The 23,113-nt window shown below is 70.3% G+C and carries 23 protein-coding genes and 1 riboswitch; of the genes, 10 read left to right on the top strand and 13 right to left on the bottom strand.

The genetic code is table 11. The features are described 5' to 3' along the window. Window positions 1–8: 8 nt before the first annotated feature. From QNO12_RS13075 to QNO12_RS13095, 5 genes are read right to left on the bottom strand one after another with little or no spacing between them, the layout of a single operon-like run. Window positions 9–1,079, bottom strand: a complete 1,071-nt coding sequence (locus QNO12_RS13075; RefSeq protein WP_257503132.1) for a glycoside hydrolase family 130 protein — start codon at window positions 1,077–1,079, stop codon at window positions 9–11. A 1-nt stretch (window position 1,080) separates the two neighbouring features. Continuing rightward, window positions 1,081–2,001, bottom strand: a complete 921-nt coding sequence (locus tag QNO12_RS13080) for a carbohydrate ABC transporter permease (protein ID WP_374761039.1) — start codon at window positions 1,999–2,001, stop codon at window positions 1,081–1,083. Beyond that, entirely contained in the window at window positions 1,998–2,954 is a 957-nt protein-coding gene (locus QNO12_RS13085) for a carbohydrate ABC transporter permease (RefSeq protein WP_257503133.1), read from the bottom strand. The genes QNO12_RS13080 and QNO12_RS13085 overlap by 4 nt, the downstream gene beginning before the upstream one ends. 19 nt (window positions 2,955–2,973) lie before the next feature. Further along, window positions 2,974–4,260, bottom strand: a complete 1,287-nt coding sequence (locus tag QNO12_RS13090) for an extracellular solute-binding protein (protein WP_257503134.1) — start codon at window positions 4,258–4,260, stop codon at window positions 2,974–2,976. A 52-nt stretch (window positions 4,261–4,312) separates the two neighbouring features. Next, window positions 4,313–5,374, bottom strand: a complete 1,062-nt coding sequence (locus tag QNO12_RS13095) for a LacI family DNA-binding transcriptional regulator (protein ID WP_257503135.1) — start codon at window positions 5,372–5,374, stop codon at window positions 4,313–4,315. A gap of 136 nt (window positions 5,375–5,510) precedes the next feature. On the opposite strand from QNO12_RS13095, the gene QNO12_RS13100 reads away from it, so the two are divergent. From QNO12_RS13100 to QNO12_RS13115, 4 genes are all read left to right on the top strand, one after another. Continuing rightward, window positions 5,511–6,308: a transglutaminase-like domain-containing protein gene (locus QNO12_RS13100; RefSeq protein ID WP_257503136.1), complete on the top strand. Its 798-nt coding sequence runs from the start codon at window positions 5,511–5,513 to the stop codon at window positions 6,306–6,308. A 46-nt stretch (window positions 6,309–6,354) separates the two neighbouring features. Then, window positions 6,355–6,906 carry a hypothetical protein gene (locus QNO12_RS13105; RefSeq protein ID WP_257503137.1) on the top strand — a complete coding sequence of 184 codons (552 nt, stop codon included), beginning with the start codon at window positions 6,355–6,357 and terminating at the stop codon, window positions 6,904–6,906. A 99-nt stretch (window positions 6,907–7,005) separates the two neighbouring features. Next, the gene (locus QNO12_RS13110) at window positions 7,006–7,386 is read left to right on the top strand and encodes a YciI family protein (protein WP_257503138.1); all 381 of its coding nucleotides are present in this window, start codon (window positions 7,006–7,008) and stop codon (window positions 7,384–7,386) included. Further along, a complete protein-coding gene (locus QNO12_RS13115; RefSeq protein WP_257503139.1) occupies window positions 7,383–8,450 on the top strand; it encodes an RNA polymerase sigma factor in 1,068 nt (355 codons plus the stop codon). Before QNO12_RS13110 ends, QNO12_RS13115 begins: the two co-directional genes overlap by 4 nt. Window positions 8,451–8,465: 15 nt before the next feature. On the opposite strand, the gene QNO12_RS13120 is transcribed toward QNO12_RS13115, so the two are convergent. Together QNO12_RS13120 and glyA are read right to left on the bottom strand one after the other, a co-directional pair. Continuing rightward, window positions 8,466–9,347: a bifunctional methylenetetrahydrofolate dehydrogenase/methenyltetrahydrofolate cyclohydrolase gene (locus QNO12_RS13120; protein WP_257503140.1), complete on the bottom strand. Its 882-nt coding sequence runs from the start codon at window positions 9,345–9,347 to the stop codon at window positions 8,466–8,468. Window positions 9,348–9,441: 94 nt separating this feature from the next. Further along, window positions 9,442–10,716, bottom strand: coding sequence for a serine hydroxymethyltransferase (gene glyA, locus QNO12_RS13125; RefSeq protein WP_257503141.1), 1,275 nt, complete (start codon window positions 10,714–10,716; stop codon window positions 9,442–9,444). An 82-nt stretch (window positions 10,717–10,798) separates the two neighbouring features. Further along, window positions 10,799–10,882, bottom strand: a riboswitch (ZMP/ZTP riboswitch). 168 nt (window positions 10,883–11,050) lie between these two features. Here glyA and QNO12_RS13130 point away from each other — a divergent pair. From QNO12_RS13130 to QNO12_RS13150, 5 genes are read left to right on the top strand one after another with little or no spacing between them, the layout of a single operon-like run. Then, window positions 11,051–12,658 (top strand): beta-N-acetylhexosaminidase, encoded by a 1,608-nt coding sequence (locus QNO12_RS13130; protein WP_257503142.1) that lies wholly within the window; start codon window positions 11,051–11,053, stop codon window positions 12,656–12,658. After that, window positions 12,655–13,812 carry an N-acetylglucosamine-6-phosphate deacetylase gene (locus tag QNO12_RS13135; protein ID WP_257503143.1) on the top strand — a complete coding sequence of 386 codons (1,158 nt, stop codon included), beginning with the start codon at window positions 12,655–12,657 and terminating at the stop codon, window positions 13,810–13,812. The genes QNO12_RS13130 and QNO12_RS13135 overlap by 4 nt, the downstream gene beginning before the upstream one ends. 42 nt (window positions 13,813–13,854) lie before the next feature. Continuing rightward, the gene (locus QNO12_RS13140; protein ID WP_257503144.1) at window positions 13,855–14,241 is read left to right on the top strand and encodes a YrdB family protein; all 387 of its coding nucleotides are present in this window, start codon (window positions 13,855–13,857) and stop codon (window positions 14,239–14,241) included. Next, window positions 14,238–15,629, top strand: a complete 1,392-nt coding sequence (locus QNO12_RS13145) for an FAD-binding oxidoreductase (protein WP_257503145.1) — start codon at window positions 14,238–14,240, stop codon at window positions 15,627–15,629. The genes QNO12_RS13140 and QNO12_RS13145 overlap by 4 nt, the downstream gene beginning before the upstream one ends. Then, complete coding sequence (locus tag QNO12_RS13150; protein ID WP_257503146.1) at window positions 15,626–16,027, top strand: NUDIX hydrolase; 402 nt, start codon at window positions 15,626–15,628, stop codon at window positions 16,025–16,027. The genes QNO12_RS13145 and QNO12_RS13150 overlap by 4 nt, the downstream gene beginning before the upstream one ends. Before the next feature lie 41 nt (window positions 16,028–16,068). Here QNO12_RS13150 and QNO12_RS13155 read toward each other — a convergent pair whose 3' ends face one another. The 6 genes from QNO12_RS13155 to QNO12_RS13180 form a co-directional block, all read right to left on the bottom strand. Next, window positions 16,069–16,848: a glucosamine-6-phosphate deaminase gene (locus QNO12_RS13155; RefSeq protein ID WP_257503147.1), complete on the bottom strand. Its 780-nt coding sequence runs from the start codon at window positions 16,846–16,848 to the stop codon at window positions 16,069–16,071. Next, window positions 16,841–17,791: an ROK family protein gene (locus QNO12_RS13160; protein WP_257503148.1), complete on the bottom strand. Its 951-nt coding sequence runs from the start codon at window positions 17,789–17,791 to the stop codon at window positions 16,841–16,843. The genes QNO12_RS13155 and QNO12_RS13160 overlap by 8 nt, the downstream gene beginning before the upstream one ends. A gap of 43 nt (window positions 17,792–17,834) precedes the next feature. Then, the gene (locus tag QNO12_RS13165; RefSeq protein WP_257503149.1) at window positions 17,835–18,740 is read right to left on the bottom strand and encodes a carbohydrate ABC transporter permease; all 906 of its coding nucleotides are present in this window, start codon (window positions 18,738–18,740) and stop codon (window positions 17,835–17,837) included. Continuing rightward, window positions 18,737–19,729: a carbohydrate ABC transporter permease gene (locus tag QNO12_RS13170; protein ID WP_257503150.1), complete on the bottom strand. Its 993-nt coding sequence runs from the start codon at window positions 19,727–19,729 to the stop codon at window positions 18,737–18,739. Before QNO12_RS13170 ends, QNO12_RS13165 begins: the two co-directional genes overlap by 4 nt. Before the next feature lie 148 nt (window positions 19,730–19,877). After that, on the bottom strand, window positions 19,878–21,119 hold the full coding sequence (locus QNO12_RS13175) for an extracellular solute-binding protein (protein WP_257503151.1): 1,242 nt from the start codon (window positions 21,117–21,119) through the stop codon (window positions 19,878–19,880). A gap of 94 nt (window positions 21,120–21,213) precedes the next feature. After that, the gene (locus QNO12_RS13180; RefSeq protein WP_257503152.1) at window positions 21,214–22,404 is read right to left on the bottom strand and encodes an ROK family transcriptional regulator; all 1,191 of its coding nucleotides are present in this window, start codon (window positions 22,402–22,404) and stop codon (window positions 21,214–21,216) included. 166 nt (window positions 22,405–22,570) lie between these two features. Between QNO12_RS13180 and QNO12_RS13185 the strand changes: the two genes are divergently transcribed. Continuing rightward, complete coding sequence (locus tag QNO12_RS13185) at window positions 22,571–23,020, top strand: hypothetical protein (protein ID WP_257503153.1); 450 nt, start codon at window positions 22,571–22,573, stop codon at window positions 23,018–23,020. The last annotated feature ends 93 nt before the right edge of the window (window positions 23,021–23,113 follow it).

Genomic DNA, 23,113 nt, shown 5'->3' on the forward strand with positions numbered 1-23,113 from the left:
GCCGGTCGTCAGGTGTGGTCCAGTCGCGCGACGCCGATCTTCGAATCCGCCATGCCGTAGAAGACGTAGCGGACCCCCTCGATCTCCTCGACCGCGGTCGGGAAGACCACGTTCGGGACGGTGCCGCCGCGTTCGTCGTCGGTTTCGGCGGACAGCAGCGGCTCCGGCGTCCGGGCGATCACGACGGACGGGTCATCCGCGTCCAGCAGCATCGCCCCGGCCGCGTAGTGCACATTCTGCTGCGGGGCGAACGCGTTCTCGATCCGCCCCGTCACGCCGTGGTGCAGCAGCAGCCAGCCCTCCGGGACCCGCAGCGGGGGCGGACCTCCCCCGATCTTGGTGGCCTCGAAGTCGAACACGGGTCCGGCCAGGAACCGGTGCTGCCCCCACATGGTGAGCGCGGCCAGGTCCGCGCGCACTGCCTCGACCGGAACGTAGCTGATCCAGATCGACTGTCGCTCATCGGTCACGCCGGCCGGCACCATCACACCCTGCCCTGGCCTGGTCTCACCCAGATCCCACATCGGCCGGTGCAGCACCGCGAAGCTGCGCGTCCCGTCCGGCGCGGTCACGGCCTCCGGGAAGAACACGGTGTCCTTGTTGTGGAACAGGTTCAGATCGATGTCGAGGGCATCGTCGTACGCGAACAGCACCGGGCCCAGCCGACGCCACTCGCGCAGGTCCTCGGAGACGGCCAGCGCGGTGCGCGGACCCAGCGGTCCGTACGCGACGTAGGTCATCACGTGCAGACGCAGCTCGTCGATCCACGTGACCCGCGGATCCTCGACGCCGGAATTGCCGACGCCCCGTTCCCAGGAGCGGTCCGGCTCCAGCACGACGCCCTCGCGCTCGACGCCGACCGGCACGCCGCCCTCGGTCACGACGCGCGCGAGACCGACCCGCGAGACGTTGCCCGCCGCGACCATGCGCGGCAGAAGGTAGAGCTCCCCGTCCGCACCGCGCCCTGACGCGGGGTTGAGGACCCCCTCCTGCTCGAGGGGATCGTCCTCCCGCGGGCTCATGATCACGCCGATCCGCGTCAGCCGGTAGGGCACGGTGGGCAGGTCTGCGGTGGTCATGTCAGCCCTTCACGCCCGACCCGATGTCCGAGCTCTGGAATTGACGTTGGAAGATCACGAACAGCACGACCGCGGGGATGGCCAGCACCACAGCGCCGGCCAGGATCGCACCGAACGGGTTGGATGCCGAGGCGGCCACCGTGGTGATGTAGTTCGCCAGCGATACGGCCAACGGTTGCAGCGACGGGTCCTTCGTGATCAGGAACGGCCAGAGGAACTCGTTCCACGGCCCGATGAACGTGAGCAGCACCACGGTCAGCAGCGCCGGTCGCACCAGTGGCAGGGCGACGCTCCACAGCACGCGCATCTCGCTCGCCCCGTCGATGCGGGCAGCATCGAACAGCGCGCGCGGCACCTGCATGAAGTACTGCCGGAAGATCAGCACCGCCGCGGAGTTGATGGCGAACGGCAGGATCATGCCCAGGTGCGTGTCGGCCAGTCCGTAATCCCGAGCGATCAGCACGTAGAGCGGGATCATCAGCAGCTGGAAGGGGACGATCTGGACCAGCAGCGCTATCGAGAAGGTCACCCCGCGGCCGCGCCAGTGCAGCACGGAGAGGGCATAGCCGACCAGGACCCCGAACACGACCGTGCACAGGATCACTCCGCCGGTGAAGATGCCGGAGTTGACCAGGCCGGACAGCAGACTGATGCGCTCGTTGATCTCGACGTAGTTCTGCAGTGTGATGTTCGCCGGATTCGGGAAGGCGCCCGCCGGAGTCGGGTCGGGCTTGGTCTGCAGCGAGCCGATGATCATGTAGTAGAAGGGGAACAGGAACAGCAGCGCCCCGAGGGCCAGCACGACCCAGCGTGCGATCGCCCCGCCGCGACCGGGATGACCGCCGCGGCTCGGCGCGACGTGGGCTCCCGGATCTGCGCGTGTGCCCTTGGTGCGCGCGTCTGCGCGTGTGCCGGTGGTCATGACTCCTCATCTCCGACGAGCTTGCGCTCGATCAGGGCCAGGGCGAGCACCAGCACGACGAGGATCACGCCGATGGCGGCCGCCACATCCGGATTGCCCTGCTCCAGACCCTTCTGGTACATCAGCAGCACCGGGGACGTGGATGCGCCGTTCGGTCCGCCGCCGTTGGTGAGCAGGTACGGCTCGGTGAACAGGTTGGCGCCGGTGATCGTCGCCAGCAGCAGCACCAGCAGCGTCGCCGACCGGACCCCCGGCACTGTGACGGAGAAGAACGTGCGCACCGCTCCCGCACCGTCAGTGGCGGCCGACTCGTACAGCTCCTTCGGCACCGCCTGGAGGGCCGCCAGGTACAGCAGGATGAAGAATCCCAGCTGCTTCCAGGTGACGAAGAAGGCGATGGTCGGCATGGCCAGGAACGGGTTGATCAGCCAGGACGGATCAGGAGCCAGCGGCCCGAGCACCTGGTTGACCAGCCCGCCGCCGCTGAACATGAACAGCCACACCCCGACGACCGCGACGGATGCCGTCACATAGGGCACGTAGAAGCTGACGCGCAGGAACAGGCGCGCACGCACCACCCGGTTCAGCGCGGTGGCCAGCAGCAGCGAGAGCACGACGGTCAGCGGCACGTTGATGATCAGGAAGACCCCGACGTTCAGGAAGGAGCGCCACACGGCCGGATCGGTGGCCACGGCGATGAAGTTGTCGAAGCCGACGAACTCGCGTTCGACATCGGCGCCCGGCGCAGCGAAGAAATAGTCGTGGAACGACATCCATACCGCGAAGATCAGCGGGAAGGCGAAGACGACGCCGATGAAGACCAGGTAGGGAGCGCTGAGCAGGATCCCGAGCGGATTCTGGCCGAGGATGCGGCGCCGGCGCCGGGCCGAACGCGCATGCTGCGCGCCGGACCCGGCCGACTCCGTCTTCGGCTCCGCGACGGCGGAGGACATGATCGAGCCCGTCCGACCGTCAGCCCTGGGCGACCAGGGCGTCGACCTCGGCCGCCGTGTCGGTGAGGAACGACGGGATCTCTCCCTCACCGAAGATGACCGCCTGGGAGTACGCGTCCCGGAAGGTCTGCCACACCTCGATCGAGTTGGCGACGTTCGGCACCTCGACGACGCGGCCGGCCTGGTCGCCGAACACCTCGTAGGCGGGGTTGGCGGCGAAGAAGTCGGGATAGGCGCCGGTGAGGTCCTCACGAAGCGGCATCTGACCGGTCAGCTCGAGGAGCTGTCCATCCTGTTCCTCGCTCGTGGCGAACTTGAGCACGTCCCACGCGGTGCCCTTGGCCTCGCAGGCCGAGAACAGGCCGACGTTCTTGGCATCGCTGAACGTGTAGGTCTCCTCGGCCGGCGTTCCGGAGGACGTCGGCACGGGCACGGTTCCCCAGTCGACGTCGTCGCCGAAGTAGTCGATCGCCCAGGGACCGGCGATCGTCATGGCGGAGTTGCCGGCGACGAACGAGTCGCCGTTGAACTCCTCCTGCCCGGCGAGCCCTTCCTCGTACATGGTCGCCCAGAATTCCGAAACGGCCTGGCCGGCGTCGGAGTCGAAGGTCGCTTCGCCGTCCTCGACCAGAAGCGCTCCCCCCGTCTCCGCCCCGTACAGGGGGTAGAAGTCGAACCAGGACTGGAAGAACTGGCTCGCCGGTGAGGGGTAGATCGCGTACGGAGCCGCCCCGGACGCGGTCAGCGTGCGCGCGGCGTCGAGGAACTCGTCGTACGTGGCCAGGGCAGGCGCCTCGGGGTCCAGACCCGCCGCGGTGAACATGGCCTTGTTGTAGAAGATCACGACCGGGTTCGACTTCCACGGCATCTGATAGAACTCGCCGTCCGCGGAGGCGTACTGCGCCGCGTTGTCGCCGCTGCGCGCGTTGATGTAGTCGTCGCCGTCCTCGAAGCTGGACAGCGATACCAGCCCGCCGGCCTTCTCGAACTGGGGGACGGCGGCCGGCGAGGTGTTGAAGATCAGGCAGGGCGCGTTCCCGGCCGTGATCGCGGCACTGATGACGGCCTCGCTGCTGTCGCCCGCCGGAATCTCCTGCGCCTTGATCTGCTCATCCGGGTGCTCGGCGTTCCACGCCTCGACCATCTGCTTGCCCCACTGGATCTCGGCTTCGTTGTTCGAGTACCAGATGGTGATGTCGCCCCGGGCGTCCAGGGCGTCGCCGCCTCCCCCGCCGCCACCGCCGCACGCGGTGAGGGTGAGAGCCCCGGCGGCGGCGAATGCCGCGATCGTCATGCTTCTTCGCATCGTTCTTCCTTTCCATCCAGACGCGACGTCCGTCGCGTCCTGAGCCGCCCGGTCACCTGGGCATGTCGCGCGGTGGTGCGGGTGCCGCACCGGTGGACTCGCGCACGACGAGACGCGCGGGGGCGAGTTCGGAGTCGTCGATCGCGTCGCCGGCGATCGCGGCCAGGAGCGTGCGCGCCGCGGCCGCCCCCCACTCGACGGCGTCCGTCGCGACAGAGGTGAGCGAGGGGTACACGTGCCGGGCGAGCTCGCTGTCGTCGAAGCCGGCGATGGACAGGTCGCCCGGGACGGACAGGCCCGCGCGCTGCGCGACGGCGATCCCCGCCATTGCCATCACGTCGTTCGAATAGCAGATCGCGGTGGGGCGGCGCGCGGCGTCCGCGAGCAGAGCACGGGTGGCCTCACCCCCCTGCCGCGCACTGAAGTCGGTGTCCACGACCCGGTGCGCCACGCCACGGTCCTCGCAGGCGCGCTCGAATGCCGTGCGCCTGCGGCGCGCGTGCAGCATCTCGGGGGAGCCGGCAACGTGCGCGATCGACCGGTGGCCGAGCTCGACGAGGTGCGCCACGGTGGCGATCACCCCGTCGATGTCGTCCACCGACACGGCGGGGAACGGCGATGGGACATCGGGATGCCCCAGCGTGACAGCCGCCAGTCCCAGGGACTGCACGAGCTCCAGCCGTTCGTCGCCACCGCGCAGGTCGGCGAGGAAGACGCCGTCGACGCGCCGTTCGGATGCGAGCTTGCGGTAGGTGTCCGCTTCGCGACGGGTCGAGGGCACCGACGCCAGGACCAGTGCCTGCCCCGCCGTCGAGAGCTCGCGCTCCACGCCCGCGATGAAGGCGGGGAAGAAGGGATCCCCCGCGACGATGGCGGTGTCGCGCTGCAGGACGAGTCCGAGGGCGAACGAGCGGTTTGTGCTCAGGGAGCGCGCGCGCAGATCGGGCGCCCAGCCCAGCTCCGCGGCGATCGCGAGGATCCGCTCACGCGTGGCGACGTTCACCCCCGGGCGATCGTTGAGGGCGAACGAGACGAGCCCCTTGCTGACGCCCGCGCGCTGCGCGACGTCGGCGATGGTCGGGCGTCGTGCCCGGTCCCCCTGCGATTCACCCATGCGGCTACGCTGCCTTCGATGATCTAAACCGGTTTAGTTGATCGGTTTAGAGAGCAAAGTACCGCATCCTCCCCGGAATGTCGACAGGCACTGCCCGCGTAACCCAGGCGACACGCGGACATGGCACTCTGGACCGATGAAGAGAGACGTCGTCAGCCGCATCGAACTGGACGTGACCGAGCCGGCCGAGCTGGTCTTCTCGATGGCCGTGAGCGGACACCACACCCCCGTCACCGAGCACATCGCGTTCAGCGTCGACGGCGTCCCGCTGACGTACGAGTCCCTCCCGGATGCGCACGGCACCCGCCTGCACAGGGTGAACAGCCCCGTCGGCCGCCTGGTGGCCTCGTACGACGCCTCCATCCAGGGTGACGCGTCCTCGACGGTGGCGAGCCCGACCGACCTGATCACCTATCGCCGACCCAGCCGGTACGCCGAATCGGACACCCTGGGGCCCACCGCGTACGCCGAGTTCGGCGGCATCACCGATCCGGCCGAGCTGCTCTCGTCCGTCTCGTCCTGGGTGGGCACGCACCTGGTCTACGTGACCGGTTCGAGTCTGCCCACCGATGGGGCGACGCAGACGCTGCTGGCGCGGCAGGGGGTGTGCCGGGACTACGCCCACCTCACCGTGGCCCTGCTGCGCGCCCTGAACGTGCCCGCGCGCGTGGTGTCGGTGTACGCGCCCGGACTGTTCCCCATGGACTTCCACGCGGTGGCCGAAGCGTGGGTCAACGACGGCTGGCACGTGGTGGATGCGACCACGCTCGCACCGCGCTCGACTCTGGTGCGCATCGCCACCGGCCGTGACGCCGCGGACTCTGCGTTCCTGACCGTCGTGTCCGGGCGAGCCGACCTGGTGGACCTGGAGGTGATGGCGATCGTGGACGAGCTGCCCAACGACGACCTCACCCAGCTCGTCCGCATGCGCTGAGGCGCCGCGGTGGCGCGCCTCGGTGGCGCGTGGCAACGTATCAGGCATGAAGAAATGGGTCGTGCGCTTCCTCTCCCTCCTGGTGTTCAACGTGGTCGTCCTGCTCGTGATCGGCTGGCTCACCCCGGCGCGCGTGGGCTGGTCCGCCCTGTGGGCCGGCGTCATCCTCACGGCGCTGACCATCTGGGTCAAACCGCTGATCCATCGGGCGTTCCGGGGCATGGTCGCAAGGTCCGCGGGTCGGCGCACGCGCGTGGGCGAGAAGCTCGTGCAGGGCGCAGTGGTCTTCGTCGTGGCGCTCATCGTGTGGATCCTCACCGTCGTGCTCTCCGCAGTGAGCGTCGGCGGATGGCTGTGGGGGTACATCCTGCCGCCGGTGATCCTCCTGGTCGGCTGGGCGATCTACGACACCATCGATGACCGGGTGGAAAGATCCGCCGGTGCGCTCTACGACCGGGCCACCGGAGGGCGGGACGCCGGCATCCCCCCGTCCTCCGCCGCGATCCCGTCGCGCGACAACGCCGCGGCCCGACGCGAGCTGCAGGACGGATTGACCGAGGAGCAGCGCCGGATGCTGGACGAACTGGGCACGGACTGATCGGCGCTGTCGATCGCGGCTCCCCTGGATCGTCATAGGGGTGTCACGGCCGATCGGATGGTCGATACATGACAGCCCGATAGAGGAAGGACCGAACGCATGCGGTACACACTCCTGCTGCACTACCCCGAGATGAGCGCGGCGGATCTCGGACCCGACGCCCTGGCCGAGGGGATGCGCGAGTTCGACGACTACGCGAAGGCGTTGGATGCAGCCGGCGTGCTGCGCTCGGCGGAGGTCCTGCAGCCGTCGTCGGGGACCACCACGGTGCGCGGCGGCGACCCGCTGCGCGTGCAGGACGGACCGTACGCCGACACGAAGGAGCAGCTCGGCGGGACGTTCGTGATCGAGGTGGACGACCTGGACCAGGCGATCGGATGGGCCGGCAAGGCTCCGTCGGTGAACTGGGGCGCCGTGGAGATCCGCCCCTCGGGCACCAGGTTCGTGGACGGAGCCTGGACGCCGTTCGACTACCGATGACCGCCGGCCACCCCGCGGAGGAGGGCGGCGCGGGTGCCGCCGGCGCTGCCGCGGAGCGCATCGCACGCGATTCGTACGGCCGCATCCTGGCGGTGATCGCCGTCGCCACCCGCGATGTCGCACTCGCGGAGGACGCCCTGTCGGACGCGTTCGAGAAGGCGCTCCGCTCGTGGCCGGACCGCGGCATCCCGGACAACCCCGAAGGGTGGCTGGTCATCGTGGCCCGCAACCGTCTGCGCGATCTGCTGCGCTCATCCGCTGCGCGCACCAGCGCGCCGCTGCTGGAGGGCATGCTCGGCACGGACGATCGGGATGCCGGCGCGGTGCTCGCGGACCGCGAGCGCATTCCCGACAAGAGGCTCGAGCTGCTCTTCGCGTGCGCCCATCCGGCGGTGGATCCCGGCATCCGCACGCCGCTCATGCTGCAGGCGGCCCTGGGGTTCGACGCCGCGCAGATCGGGCGCGCCTTCGCCGTCGAGCCGGCCACCATGGCGCAGCGGCTGGTGCGGGCCAAGCGGCGGATCCGGGACGCCGGCATCCCGTTCGTCGTCCCGTCCCGCGGCGACATGCCCGATCGCCTCAGCGCAGTGCTGGAGGCCGTGTACGGCGCCTACGCGATCGACTGGCTCGAGCCACCGGTGACGGACGCGCGAGACATACGGGACTCGATCGCCGACGAGGCACGCTGGCTCGCCGTCCTGCTGGCGAGCCTGCTGCAGACCGAGCCCGAGGCGTGGGGTCTGGCCGCGCTGCTGACCTTCGCCCAGTCGCGCGCCCCGGCACGCGCGGCCCGGCCGTGGCCGCCGCTGGACGAGCAGGACCCCGGCGAGTGGGACGCGGAACTGATCGCGGAGGGCAGATCGCTGCTGCGCCGGGCGACGGCGCTGGGCGACCCACTCGGTCGCTTCCAGCTGGAGGCGGCGATCCAGGCGGTGCACTGCGACCGGGCGCGCACCGGCGTTCTGGATGCCGAAACGCTCGTGAAGCTGTACCGCGGGCTGGTCGCCATCGCCCCGACCAGCGGCGCGCGCGCTGCCCTGGCCGCCGCCCAAGCGCGTCGGTGACCGCGAGCCGCCGGGTCAGGCGGCGCTGCGCTCCGCAGCCTCGACCACGTTCATCAGCAGGAGCGCGACGGTCATCGGACCGACTCCGCCGGGGTTGGGCGAGAGGAAGCCCGCGACCTCTGCGACGTCGGGGTGCACGTCGCCGTGCACCTTGGCCTTGCCCGTCTCGGGGTCCTGCTCGCGCGTGACGCCAACATCCAGCACGGCTGCGCCGGGCTTGACATCGGCCGCGGTGATGAGGTGCTTGACTCCTGCCGCGGCGACGATCACGTCGGCCTGGCGCAGGTACTGGCCGGCATCGACGGTGCCGGTGTGGGTCAGCGTGACGGTGGCATTGAACTCGCGGCGGGTCAGCAGCAGGCCGATCGAGCGCCCGATGGTGACGCCGCGGCCCACGACGACCACGTGCTTGCCCGTCAGGTCGTACCCGTTGCGCACCAGGAGTTCGATGACACCCCGCGGCGTGCACGGCAGCGGCGAGGTGATCGGGCTGTTGACATTGAGCACGAGCCGCCCCAGGTTCGTCGGGTGCAGTCCGTCGGCGTCCTTGTCCGGGTCGATCCGCTCCAGGATCGCGTCGGTGTCGATGTGCTTGGGCAGCGGGAGCTGCACGATGAAGCCGTGGCAGGCGGGGTCGGCGTTGAGCGCGTCGATGGCCGCTTCGACCTGCTCCTGCGTAGCATCCGCGGGCAGCTCGACCTGGATCGAGTTCATGCCGATCGCCTCGGACTGGCGGTGCTTCATGCCCACGTACAGCTGCGAGCCGGGATCCGCTCCGACCAGCACCGTGGCGATGCCGGGGACGATCCCCCGTTCGGCCAGGGCCGCCACGCGTGCGCGCAGCTCATCCTTGATGGCCGCCGCAGTGGCGACCCCGTCCAGTTTCTGTGCGGTCATGGTTGTCGCCTCCGGAGTTGCGCGAGCGAGGCTCGCAAAGCTTGTCGTATCACTATGCCCGTAGGTATGCGCCCGGGGCAAACGCGCAGGCGATCTACTGGACGAGTCCCGGGTACAGCGGGAACTGCGCGGTCAGCCTCGCGACGCGCGCACGCAGCGCCGACACGTCGGCGTCGGGCAGCAGCGCGGAGGCGATGATGTCCGCCACCTCGGCGAACTCCGCGTCCCCGAATCCGCGCGTGGCCAGGGCCGGCGTGCCGATGCGCAGGCCCGAAGTGATCATCGGCGGGCGCGGGTCGTTGGGCACGGCGTTCCGGTTGACCGTGATGTGGATCTCGTGCAGCAGGTCTTCGGCCTGCTTGCCGTCGATCTGGGCGTCGCGCAGGTCCACCAGCACGAGGTGCACGTCGGTGCCGCCCGAGCGGACCGCGATGCCGGCATCCTTCACGTCCTGTTGGGACAGCCGCTCGGCGAGCATCCGGGCGCCCCGCAGGACCCGCTCCTGGCGCTCTTTGAACTCGGGGGTGGCGGCGAGCTTGAACGCCGTCGCCTTGGCCGCGATGATGTGCATCAGCGGCCCGCCCTGCTGGCCGGGGAACACGGCCGTGTTGATCTTCTTGGCGATCTCGGCGTCATTGGTCAGGATGAAGCCGGACCGCGGGCCGCCGATCGTCTTGTGCACGGTCGAGGAGACCACGTGAGCGTGCGGCACCGGGCTGGGGTGCAGCCCGGCGGCGACCAGACCGGCGAAGTGCGCCATGTCCACCCACAGCAGCGCGCCGACCTCGTCGGCGATCTCGCGGAAACGGGCGAAGTCCAGCTGTCGGGGGTACGCCGACCAGCCCGCGATGATGACCTTCGGACGGAACTCGATCGCCAGGCGGCGCACCTCGTCCATGTCGACGAGCGACGTCTCCGGGTCCACGCCGTACGCGACGATGTTGAACAGGCGGCCGGAGAAGTTGATCTTCATGCCGTGGGTGAGGTGGCCGCCCTGGTCCAGGGACAGCCCCAGCAGAGTGTCGCCGGGGCGGGCGATCGCATGCAGCACGGCCGCGTTCGCGGTGGCACCGGAGTGCGGCTGGACGTTGGCGAATGCCGCTCCGAAGAGGGACTTCGCGCGCTCGATGGCGAGCTCCTCCGCGACGTCGACCTCTTCACAGCCGCCGTAATAGCGGCGGCCGGGGTAGCCCTCGGCGTACTTGTTGGTCAGCACCGACCCCTGGGACTGCAGCACCGAGACCGGCACGAAGTTCTCGGAGGCGATCATCTCCAGGTACCCGCGCTGCCGCTCCAGCTCGCGCTCGAGCACCTGCGCGATCTCCGGGTCGACCTCGGCCAGCGGCGCGTTGAAGTAATGGTCGGTCATGGCGTCTCCTTGACTGCGGCGCGTCCGGTTTCCGTTCGGAAAGCGGTTATTGAGTAGTCCGCGAGGCGGACGTATCGAAATACGCATCGACCCAGGCGTACGGTCGAGTGCCGTGTCGGTCGCTCCCTGGTGGTTACCCACCTCAACGCCAGTCGCGACATTTCGAGCATAACGGATGCCGGTCCGTGCGGTTGCGGGGCACCGCCGGTACGCTGGAGACCCGGTTTGTTAGGAGTCTTTACAGCCCGCCCGTCGGACAGGGTGCACGGTGCCGGTCACACCGGTGCGTGCGCCGGTGGCGGGGTGCCCGGCCGCCGCCCAGAATGGAGCCACCGTGTCAGCACCCGCCCCCTCGTTCGGCGTCGTCCCCGCACCGCTCTCGATCGCGGCGGATGCCACCGCTGCGCCGTTCCGCATCGACGGCCGAGTCCGGATCCTCGGGGACGCGGATGCCGCCGCCGCTCTCACCGCGATCCTCACGGCCCGCACCGGCGTCACCGTGGACGCGCCCACCCCCTCCGCTGCCGAGAGTGCAGCCTCCGCTCCCGAGAGTGCCTCCTCCGCTCCGGAGAGTGCACCCCCGGCTCCCGACAGTGCCTCCACGCCCCGCGCGAGCGGCCCCGCCGTCGAGCTGCGCATCGAGCCCGGCGCGCCCGCCGAGTCGTATCGGCTCACCGCGGAGGCGGCATCCGTCATGGTCACCGGCGCGGACGCGGCCGGACTGTTCTACGGCGTGCAGACGCTGGGGCAGCTGATCGTCCGGGACCGCTCCGGCTTCGCCGTGCCGGCCGTGCGGATCGCCGACCGGCCCCGCTTCGGGTATCGCGGAGTCATGCTCGATGTGGCGCGGCACTTCTTCGGCGTCGAGACCGTCAAGGCGTACATCGATCGGGCCGCCGCGCTGAAATTCAACGCGCTGCACCTGCATCTCACCGACGATCAGGGCTGGCGCATCCACTTGGACTCGCGGCCGAGGCTGACCGAGTTCGCCGCCGGGACTGCGGTGGGCGGCGACGTCGGCGGCTTCTATTCGACGGCGGACTACCGCGAGATCGTTCGGTACGCGGCATCCCGGCACATGATCGTGGTCCCTGAGGTCGACCTGCCCGGTCACACGCACGCCGTCGGGCTGGCCTACCCGGACCTGGTCGAGCCGCCCGACCCGGACCATCCCCCCGGCCACGAGGACGCGCCGCCGCCGGCAGCGGTCCCCTACACCGGCACGGACGTCGGATTCTCATCGCTGAAGATCCGCGACGAGGCCACCTACGACTTCGTCGCCGACGTGGTGGGAGAGCTGGCCGCGATGACCCCCGGGCCGTATCTGCACATCGGCGGAGACGAGGCACTGCGCACCGATCCGGGTGACTTCGGGCTGTTCATGGCACGCGCCACCGGCATCGTCGCGGATCTGGGCAAGATTCCGGTGACCTGGCACGAGGCCGGTGCGGCGGGCGGCATCGACCCGAGCACCGTCGGCCAGTACTGGGGGTTCACGACCCCCGCCGACGGGATGGCCGACGCGGCGCGCGCCTTCGCCCGCGATGCCGCCGGTGTCATCCTCTCCCCCGCCGATGCCGTGTACCTGGACATGAAGGACGACCCGGCCAGCCCGCTGGGGCTCATCTGGGCAAACGGCCCGACCAGCGTCGAGCGCGCCTATTCGTGGGAGCCGACCTCGATCATCGCCGGCGTGGGCGAGGACGACATCGTCGGCGTGGAGGCGCCGATGTGGACCGAGACGATCCGGACGCTGGAGGACATCGATCGGATGGCCTTCCCGCGGATCGCCGCTGCGGCCGAGGTGGCCTGGTCCGCACAGAACGGCGAGCTACGCACGTGGGAGTCGTTCCGATCGCGCGTGGGCACGCTCGGACCGCTGTGGACGAGCCTGGGCATCCGCTTCCATCCCTCCGGCGAGATCCCGTGGAGCACCGATTGAGCACGCTCATCCACTCCGTCCGGCTGGTGGATGCCGGGCGCATCGTGGAGTCCGGATGGGTGCGCTTCGAGGCGGACCGGGTGATCGCCCGCGGCGCCGGCGACGAATGGCGCAGCTTCGCCGAGCCGGGCGATGTCGTCTGCGACGGGGAGCGCGCCGCGGGAGCCGGCGCGACGCTGACCCCGGGTTTCATCGACATCCACGGCCACGGCGGCGCCGGCGAGTCCTACGACGACGGGCCGGACGGCATCCGGGCCGCGCGAGCGCTGCACCGCGCGCACGGCACCACCCGCGCGGTGATCTCGCTGGTGACCGCCCCGCCCGAGACGTTGCAGCGGCGGGCGGCGATGGTCGCGGACCTGATGCAGACGGATGCGGACATCCTCGGCTCGCACCTCGAGGGCCCCTTCCTGTCCGCCGGATACCGGGGCGCCCACGAGGGCACGCTGCTGCGCCCGCCGGATGCGGACACCGTGACGGGCCTGCTGTCGGCGGGCCGGGGCACGATCCGGCAGGTGACCATCGCCCCCGACCTGCCCGGCGCACTCGATGCGATCCGGATGGTGGTCGACGCTGGCGCGGTAGCGGCCGTCGGACACACCGGCGCGGACTTCGATCTGGCGCGCGCGGCGTTCGACGCCGGTGCGACGATCCTCACCCACGCTTTCAACGCGATGCCGCCCCTGCATCACCGTGATCCGGGTCCGGTCGCCGCCGCGGCAGCCGACCCCAGGGTGACGCTCGAGGTGATCGCAGACGGTGTGCATCTGCACCCCGCGCTGGTGCGCATCGCCTTCGCCCTCGCCCCCGGGCGGGTCGCGCTGGTCACCGATGCGATGGCGGCCGCGGGCAGCGGCGATGGACGCTACACGCTTGGATCGCTCGGAGTCGACGTCGCGGGCGGCATCGCCCGGCTCTCCGGCGGCGGAGCGATCGCCGGTTCGACGTTGACGCAGGATGCCGCGCTGCGCTGCGCCGTGGCCGCCGGGGTTCCGCTGGCCGAGGCGGTGGCGGCCCTCACCGCAGTGCCCGCGCGGGCCGTCGGCCGCGCCCACCACCTCGGATCGCTGCGCGCCGGCATGACGGCCGATGCGGTCCTGCTCTCGCGAGCGCTCGAGACGGTCGCGGTGTGGACGGGCGGCATCCGGGACTGAGGAGCCCGCGGGGCGGTGCACGGCCCGCCGTAGAATGGACGCATGTCCGACAGTCCCCGCGTGCGGCCGGCCGCTCCCCGCGAGCCAGGCACTCGCGCCCCCCTCTCCGCGATCGACGTGCTGGCGCTCCTCTGCGAGCTGTTCGCCTTCATCAGCCTCGCGATCTGGGGCTTCGCCGCATGGCAGTTCCCGTGGAACATCGTCATCGGAATCGGCGCGCCCGTGCTGGCCATCCTGACCTGGGCGCTGTTCGTCTCCCCCCGCGCGGTGTTCGAGGTGCACCCGTTCGTCCGCGCCGTGGTCGAGCTCCTGGTCTACGTGTCCGCGACGCTGGCCTGGTGGAGTCTGGGCCTGACGTGGGTCGGGCTGGTCTTCGGCGTGGTCGCGGTGACCGCCGGCGTCCTGGCCGGGCGGCGACGACTCGCGTGAGCGCCGAGCCCGACGTCGTCGGTCTGCTGCGCGCGGCTCTCGGTGACCGGGTCGACACGTCGGAGGCGGCACGGGAAGGGGCACGCGCCGACAAGTCCGGCCACGCGGCATCCGGAGCCCCGCTCGCGGTCGTGCACGCGCACTCGGTCGCCGACGTACAGGCGACCCTGCGGATCGCGACCGCGACCCGCACGCCGGTCGTCCCGCGCGGCGCCGGAACCGGGCTGGCCGGCGCCGCGAATGCGGGTGCCGGTGAGATCGCACTGTCCCTGCGCGGCATGGACCGCATCCTCGAGGTACGCCCGGACGACCTGCTCGCGGTCGTCGAGCCGGGCATCCTGAACGCCGACCTGAACGCCGTCCTCGCCGAGCACGGCCTGTGGTGGGCGCCGGACCCGGCCAGCCGCGCGATCTCGACCGTCGGCGGGAACATCGCCACCGGCGCGGGCGGGCTGCTGTGCGCGAAATACGGCGTGGTCCGCGATGCCGTGCTCGGCGTGGATCTGGTGCTGGCCGACGGGCGGCTGCTGAAGCTCGGCCATCGCACCGTCAAGGGTGTGACCGGCCTGGATCTGACCTCGCTCGTCATCGGATCCGAAGGCACCCTCGGGGTCGTCGTCGGCGCGACGCTGAAGCTGCGCCGGCTCGTTCCCGGTGAGGTGTGCACGCTCGCCGCGACCTTCGGGAGTGTCCGGGCAGCGGCCGAAGCGTCTGCCGCGGTGACCGCCTCCGGTGTTCAGCCGGCGATCATGGAACTGATGGATGCCGCGTCCCTCGCGGCGGTCCACGCCCTGCTCCGGTTGGATCCGCCGACGCCCGGCGCCGCTCAGCTGACCATCCAGACCGATGGGCCTGCGGCCGTCGCCGAGTGCGACGCGATCGCCGCGGTGCTGCGGGCGGCCGGCGGAACGGTGATCGTCTCGCGCGACCGGGAGGAGGGCGAGCGTCTGCTCACGATCCGTCGCTCGATGCACCCCGCCATGGAGACGCTCGGCACCGCCCTGATCGAGGACATCTCGGTCCCCCGCAGCGCGCTGCCGGCGATGTTCGACGAGATCGCCCGCGTGGAGCGGGAGCACGGTGTCGCCATCCCGACCGTCGCGCACGCGGGGGACGGAAACCTGCACCCGAACTTCGTGTTCGCGGCGCAGCCCGATGCCGCCGGCATCGTCGAGGTGCCGGCGTTCATCTGGGATGCCGCGGACGACCTGTTCCGCGCCGCTCTCCGCCTGGGTGGCACGCTGACCGGCGAGCACGGCGTGGGTGTGCTCAAGAGCCGATGGCTGGCCGATGAGCTGGGCGCGGACCAGTGGGATTTGCAGCGTCGGATCACACGCGCATTCGACCCGCTCGGCATTTTGAATCCCGGGAAGGTGTTCGCGCCGTGACGGCTCCGCTCATCTTCGTCAGCGCCGCCGTGATCACGGATGCCGCCGGGCGGGTGCTGGTCGTGCGCAAGCAGGGGACCTCGGTCTTCATGCAGCCCGGCGGCAAGCCCGAACACGGCGAGAGCGCCGCCGAGGCGCTCTCGCGGGAGCTGCACGAGGAGGTCGGGCTGGTGGTGGCCCCCGACGACCTGGAACCGCTCGGGACGTTCGAGGCCGACGCCGCCAACGAGCCCGGACACCGGGTCGTCGCCGCGGCATTCCGCACGACGGCCGAGCCGGCCGAGCTGTCGGCGCGGGCTGAGATCGCCGAACTGCGGTGGATCACACCGGGCGACGTCGCGGCGATGGAACTGGCCCCGCTGAGTCTGGATCACCTGCTCGCCCTCGCCTGGGGCTGACGGCCTCGGCCGGCGGTCGCTGCCGCTGACCTTCTCCTGCCCTAGAGCCCTTGCCAGGCGGGCTTGTTCGCGAAGGCATACCGGTAGTAGTCCGCGAAGCGCAGGTGCGATGCCGCCGCATCGTCCACCACGACGGTGGCGTGCGGGTGCAGCTGGATCGCCGAACCGGGCAGCGACGCCGTGATCGGACCCTCGACGGCGCCCGCGACGGCGGCGGCCTTGCCTTCACCGAACGCCAGCAGCACCAGATGCCGGGCGCGCAGGATCGTGCCGAGACCCTGCGTGATGCAGTGGCGCGGAACGTCGTGGATCGAGTCGAAGAAGCGCGCGTTGTCTTCCCGCGTCTGTCGGGTGAGGGTCTTGACCCGGGTGAGCGAGGCGAACGAGGAACCGGGTTCGTTGAAGCCGATATGGCCGTCCGTGCCGATTCCGAGCAGTTGCAGGTCGACACCCCCGGCGTCCACGAGCGCACGCTCGTAATCCTCTCCGGCGTGCGCGATGCCCTCGCCCGCGCCGTCCGGCACCCGCACGTGCGCAGCGTCCAGCCCCAGCGGCCGGACCACCTCCCGAAGCAGGACCGACCGGTAGCTCTGCGGGTGATCCGGGGCCAGTCCGACGTATTCGTCCAGGGCGAACCCGCGGACCCGGGACACGTCCACCCCGGCGAGCCGGGAGGGCAGCGCCCCGTAGACCACGAGCGGCGTCGACCCGGTCGCGAGCCCGAGCACGGTGTGCGGGTCCCGCCGGATCAGCCGGGCGATCTCCTCGGCGACGATGCCGCCCGCGGTGGCGGCATCCGGAACGATCACGACCTCAGCCATACGCCTGTCTCCCCTCCCGCGAGCCGCGCGGCGCCCCAACCAGGGCGGCGCCCAGAGCCGCAGCCGGCGAGCCGGTGGGCAGCAGCTCGATCCGCTGCTCGAGCCGCAGCGAGCGCATGAACGGCGACGCCTCGGCGCTGGCCGCCAGTTCCCCCGCCACATCCGCGAGAAGCCGCCCACCCAGCCCCGAGACGCCTCCGCCGATCACGACCAGGTCCACATCCGCAGTGAGGACCAGGACCCGAACGGCCGCAGCGACACCGCACGCGAGTCCCGCCCGCAACTGCTGTGCGACCGGGTCGCCGGCCTCGGCGGCGTCGAAGACGTCGCGGACCGGAAGCACCGCCGGTCGTCCCCACCGTTTTGCGATGGCACCGCCGCCGGCCAGCGCCTCGATGCAGCCGCGCTGGCCGCAGCGGCACAGCGGCCCGCGCGGGTCTATCGAGATGTGCCCGACCTCTCCGGCCGTTCCCCGTCCTCCCCGCCACAGTTCCCCGTCGGCGACGATGCCTGCGGCGACCCCGGTGCCCAGATTGAGGTACGCCATCGACCCCGGCGAGCCGGCCGCGGACCCCCTCCGGCTCGTGTGCAGGGCGTGCGCGCCGAACGCGGCCGCCTTCACGTCGTTCTCGACGCGCACCGGCACCCCGAGCTGCCGCCCGACGGCCGCGACCAGGTCCAGCTCCTGGACGCCCAGGTTGACGGCGTGGACCACCCGCGTGGTTCCCGGCTCGACCTGCCCCGGGATGCCGATTCCCACCGACTCGATCGGCCCGCTCGCGGCGGTTTCCGCGGCGAGGGTGCGCACGGCGTGCAGCAGAGTCCGGATCACGGCATCCGGTCCCCATCCCGTCGGCAGCCGCAGGCGGCTGACGATCGCGCCCGTCGCATCGACGGCGACGGCATCGGTCTTGGTCCCGCCGATGTCCAGCCCGATCCTCATCGGCCGTCCCCCGTTCCGGGGCCGGCGCTCTGCGACACGCTCATCAGCCCTTGACCGCCCCCGCGACCAGCCCGCTGGTCATCCGGCCTTGCACGATCAGGAAGAAGATCACGACCGGGATCGCGACCAGCGTGGACCCGGCCATCAGCTCGGCCCAGTTCGTCCCCCCATTCGGGTCCAGGAAGGTGCGCAGCCACACCGGCAGTGTCATGGATTCCGGCCGGGGGTTCAGCACCAGGGCGAACACGAATTCGTTCCACGCCTGGATGAAGCCGAACACGCCCGTCGCGACCAGCCCCGGCGCCAGCAGCGGGAAGGTGATGCGCCAGAACGCCTGCGCACGGCTGAGTCCGTCGATCATCGCGGCCTCCTCCAGTTCGACCGGGACGCCGTTGACGAAGCCGCGGAGCGTCCAGATCGTGAACGGCAGGACGGTGGCGATGTACACCGCGGACAGACCCACCACGGTGTTCAGCAGCGCCCAGCCGTCGATCAGCCGGAAGGTGGAGATGATCATGGCCTCTGCGGGGATCATCTGCACGAGCAGGATCGTGATGATGAACGCGGCGCGGGACCGGAACCGGAATCGCGTGACGGCCAGGGCGGCGAGGAAGGCGAAGACCAGCGCGACGGCGACCGTGAGCAGCGTGACCTGCAGCGAGTTCAGCAGCGCCGGCAGGAACGGTGCCCGTTCGTTGTGGAAGATGACGCCCACGTAGTTCTCGACTGTGCCGTTGTCTGGCCAGAAGTGCAGCTGCGTGCCCCGCACCTGCGCGTTGGGCTGGAAGGACGTGTTGACCATCCAGTACACCGGGAACACCGAGGCGAAGAAGACCACGATGCCGGCTGCTCCGGCCAGCACCGAACCGATCCGGCGCCGCGAGCGGCCGCCCCGACGGGTCGTGGATGCCGCGGGCGCGGCCGGCTGGGTGCGGGCGAGGGCGGTCACAGTGCGTCCTCCTTGACGGTTCGGCGGACGTAGAAGACGGACACGACAGCGAGCATCAGGACGACGATGACCGAGATCGCGCCACCGGCCCCGAAATCGCCGGATCCGAGCGAGACCCGGTAGATGTACACGCCCAGCGTGTTCGTCTGCTCGGCGAGGCCGCCGATCGACTGCAGCGCATAGATCTGGGTGAACACGCGCAGGTCCCAGATGACCTGAAGGATCGTGACGATTGCGAGAATCGGGCGGATGAACGGGACGACGACGAATCGGAAGCGTGTGAACGCCCCGGTGCCGTCCAGCTGGGCGGCCTCGAGCACCTCGTCGGGGACCTGCGTCAGCCCGGCGTAGACGGTGAAGGCGACGAACGGCACCGCGCCCCAGACGATGATGATCGTCGCGACGAAGAAGAAGCTGAGCGGTTCGATGAGCCACGAGTGTCCTGCGAACGGCAGTCCGAACCATTGGCTCAGGACGTTGTTGAGGACGCCGTACTGCGTGTCGAAGATCCAGCCCCACACGATCGTCGCCGACAGCGGCGGCATCGCCCAGGCCAGCAACAGCCCGACCGAGACCATCGTGCGCAGCGCCGCGCCGAGTCGCTTCATGAGCAGTGCGACCAGGATTCCGAGGATCATCGTCACGATCACGCATACGGCCGCGAGGAGGACCGACCGGGCCAGGACCTGCCAGAACTCCGGATCGGTCAGCACGTCGGCGTAGTTGCCCAGACCGACGAACTCCGGCGCCGCCCCGAAGATCTGCGCGCGGCCGAATTCCTGGAACGACATGATGAGCAGCTGGATCAGCGGCCAGCCGGTGATCGCAGCCAGGACGACCAGGGAGGGCACCAGCAGCGCGTACGGGGTGAATCCGCCCGCCCGGCGGGCTCGCTTGGCTCCGGGTGCCCGGGCAGGCTGGGGCGCCAGGATCCGCTCACCCTCGACCGCGCTCACCGCGGGGCCGAGATCGTCGCGGACGCTGGACATGTCAGCTCTTTCTTGTGAGGGGGCGGGTCCGGGTGGCCGGCGGTGGCGACCGGGATCGGACCGGCCGTCGGCGGCCCGGCGGTCGACCTGCACAGCCGCCGGCTGGTGGAGCGCCCGCCCGGTTGCGGTGCGGGCGCTCCTGAGTCGTTCAGCCGTTGAGGATGTCTTCGATCTTCGTGTCCACGTCGGCGGCCAAGGCCGGGACGTCACCGCCCTGCGCGATCTTCACGAAGAAGTCCTCCAGGACGCGCGAGGCCTCGACCTCCGCCCAGTTGGGCGACGCCGGGGTCAGCTTGGCATTCCCGGCGGCTTCCGTGAAGGCCTGCGCCTGCGGGGTGTCCCCCAGGGTGGAGGCCAGCGACTTTCTGGCCGGAATCAGCCCGTTCTCGCCGTAGATCGTCTGGAACTCCTCGCTGAGGATGATCGCCAGTGCCTTCTTGGCCAGGTCCGGGTGCGCGGATTTCGCCGAGATGCCGATGTTGGAACCGCCGGCGAACACCTGGGCGGCGCCCCCGTCCATGCCGGGCAGTGCATAGACCATGGGCGCTGCGGGCGGGGTTGCCGTCTCGCACTCGCTGGCCAGACCGAACGCCCAGTTGGGGGCGGAGAACTGGATCGACTGGCCTTCGCAGTAGGGGGTCCACGGCTCGGCGTTGTCGCCGTCCTTGGGCGCCAGCGAGGCAGTGGTCATGAGGTCCTGCACCTGCAGCAGCCCGGCGACGGACTCGTCGGAGCTCAGCTGCGCGTCCCAGGTGTCGCCGTCCGCGACGGCGATCTCGCCTCCGTTCTCCCAGATGAACGGGAGCGCGTTGTACCAGTCCTGCCCGGCGAAGGCGAAGCCCGACTTGCCCGGGTTCGTCGCGGCGAGGTCCTTGGCCTGCGCCACGAAATCCTCGAGGTTCGCCGGGGCCGCGGCGACGAAGGCAGGATCGGCGAAGACGACCCGTGCGCCCGAGTACAGCGGCGGGGCGTAGAACTTGCCGTCGAAGGAACCGGCTTCCACGAAGCCGGGAAGCAGGTCGTCGCCTCCCAGCGCGTCGAATTCGTCAGAGATGTCCAGCAGCGCGCCGACCGAGGTGAAGGCCGGCGCCTGCGTGTTGCCGAATTCGACGAGGTCGGGGCTGTCCGAGCTGGACAGGCTCGTGGTGAGGCGGTCGACGAGTCCCTCCCACGTCTGCTCTTCGATGACCAGGGTCGATCCGGGGTTCTCCTCCTCGAACGTCTCGGTGAGGTAGTCCCGCGCTACCTGCGGCGTGTCCGCGCCGACGAGCCAGACCCGGATTTCGGCATCCGCCGAATCCGACGGCGACGTGCCCGAACCTCCCGCGCAGCCCGCGAGCACGACGGCGGCCGCGCCGAGGAGCCCGAGGGCTCCGAGCTTCTTGTTCATGGTGTGTTCCTTCGTCTTCTTCTCTCGGTGTTGGGTGGGCCGGGTGACCCATCCGGATGGTGCAGGCCTGCGGTTCGGACCGGGGCGGACGGTGCTATGACACCCCGAGCTGCCCGGACAGGACCATGACGGCGGCGCCGCGCAGGACGATGTCCTGCCCCTGCTCCGTCATCCGGACTCGCACCCCGTCGTGGAACTCGGCGAGCGTGCGGGCGCGGAGTGTGTCGGCGGTCGCTTCGGCCAGTGGGCCGTCGAGCAGTTCAGCGGGGCCGGACAGGACGATCTCGGACACGTCCAGCACACCGACGATCGGTGCCAGCGCGATTCCGAGCCGCTCGCCCGCATCGCGCAGAATGCCGACGCGCGCGAGGTCATCCTCCGCCTCGGCCAGTCGCGCGGACAGCGCGGGGACGGCGAGCCAGGCCTCGAGGCACCCCACCTTGCCGCACGCGCACACCGGTCCCCCATCGGTGCCGATGGTCACGTGTCCGATCTCACCGGCAGCGGAGTGCGCACCGCGCATCGGCTGACCCGAGGCCAGCAGCCCGGAGCCCACGCCGCGGCCCACCTTGACCAGCAGGACGTCGTCCCCCGCTCCGCCGAAGGTGTACTCCGCCAGAACGGCCGCGTTCGCATCGTTGGCCACCAGTACGGGCAGTCCGACGGCATCCTGCAATGCGTTCTTCAGATCGAAGCCCGCCCAGCGCAGGTTGGGTGCGGTGAGGATGACGCCCTCCTCGTTCACGATTCCCGGCGTGCCCACCCCGATGCCCAAGACCGGCGCATGCGCGTCGCCGACCAGGTCCTTCGCCAGTCGGACGACCGTGCCGACCACGTCGCCGTCGGTCACGGCCCGCACTTCCCGACGCGCCACGATGTCGCCGTCAAGGGTCAGGACAGCGCCGGTGAAGACCTCGCTGCCGGACAGGTCGATGCCCACGATGCGGTGGCCGGCGCGGTCGAGGTCGACCAGGATGGCCGGTTTGCCCGGACCGGATGCTTCGCGGACGCCCATTTCGGCGACGAAGCCGTCCGAGATGAGGTCGGAGATGAGGTCGGAGATCGTCACGCGCGTCAGGCCGGTCTCGCGAGAGAGGTCGGCACGGCTCATCGCGCCCTGGTGGAAGAGTGTCTGCAGCAGGAGGGAACGGTTGTGGCCGCGGGCGTGCTCAGGCAGGACCTTCCTTCCCTGCCGCAGCGCTCGGCCGGGGCGGAACGTGCGCCCACCCTCTGTCACGGACGGCGAGACGAGGGCAGGGGCGCCGGGCTGGGCTTCGTGTGGCATGTTTGTTAGTAGAGCTTACGAACCAGCTGGGGCGCAAGACTCGGGGATCCATTTGAACGGCGTGTTTACAAAACCGTTACATTCGGTCCGGCTGCGGGCCTCGACGCACGGGCGATCACGCCGCCGGCTGGGCTCGCTCGCTTAGGCTGGAACCCGGGAGGCCACCATGATCCACCACCGACTGGCAGCCGGAACGCTCGCCGTGGTCGTCGCGCTCGGTATCACCGCGTGCTCCCCGGCCGGACCGTCTGCGGGTGGTTTTCAGAGCACCGACGCCCCTGGCGACGAGGGCCAATCCACCGCGGACGCCTGCGCCCTCATCCAGGAGAGCATCGAGGCGGCGACGAGTGAGTTCGAGAATGCGGCGGCGAACGATCCCGGGAGCGTCGTGGAGTCCATGCGGGGCGCGGCCCAGCGCATCACCGAGGCGGCCGGTGAGATCACCAACGACGATGTCGCGGCCTTCCTGCCGAGGCTGCAGCAGATGTTCGCCGACGCCGGCGACGTCATGGAGGCCGTCGTCCAGGGCGACGCCTCCAAGATCGAGGACCTGGCCGGGCTGGGCACGAAGTTCCAGGAGACCAGCAATGATTTTCAGGAGATCTGTCAGTCCTGACACCGGCGATCCACGCCGCCTCCACAGTGAATCCGTGATACATCCGTTGCGCTCAGGTCATCGGTCGTCACGTACGATGGGATGACGTGTTCG

The organism is Microbacterium sp. zg-B185, assembly GCF_030246885.1.
Lineage (GTDB): Bacteria > Actinomycetota > Actinomycetes > Actinomycetales > Microbacteriaceae > Microbacterium.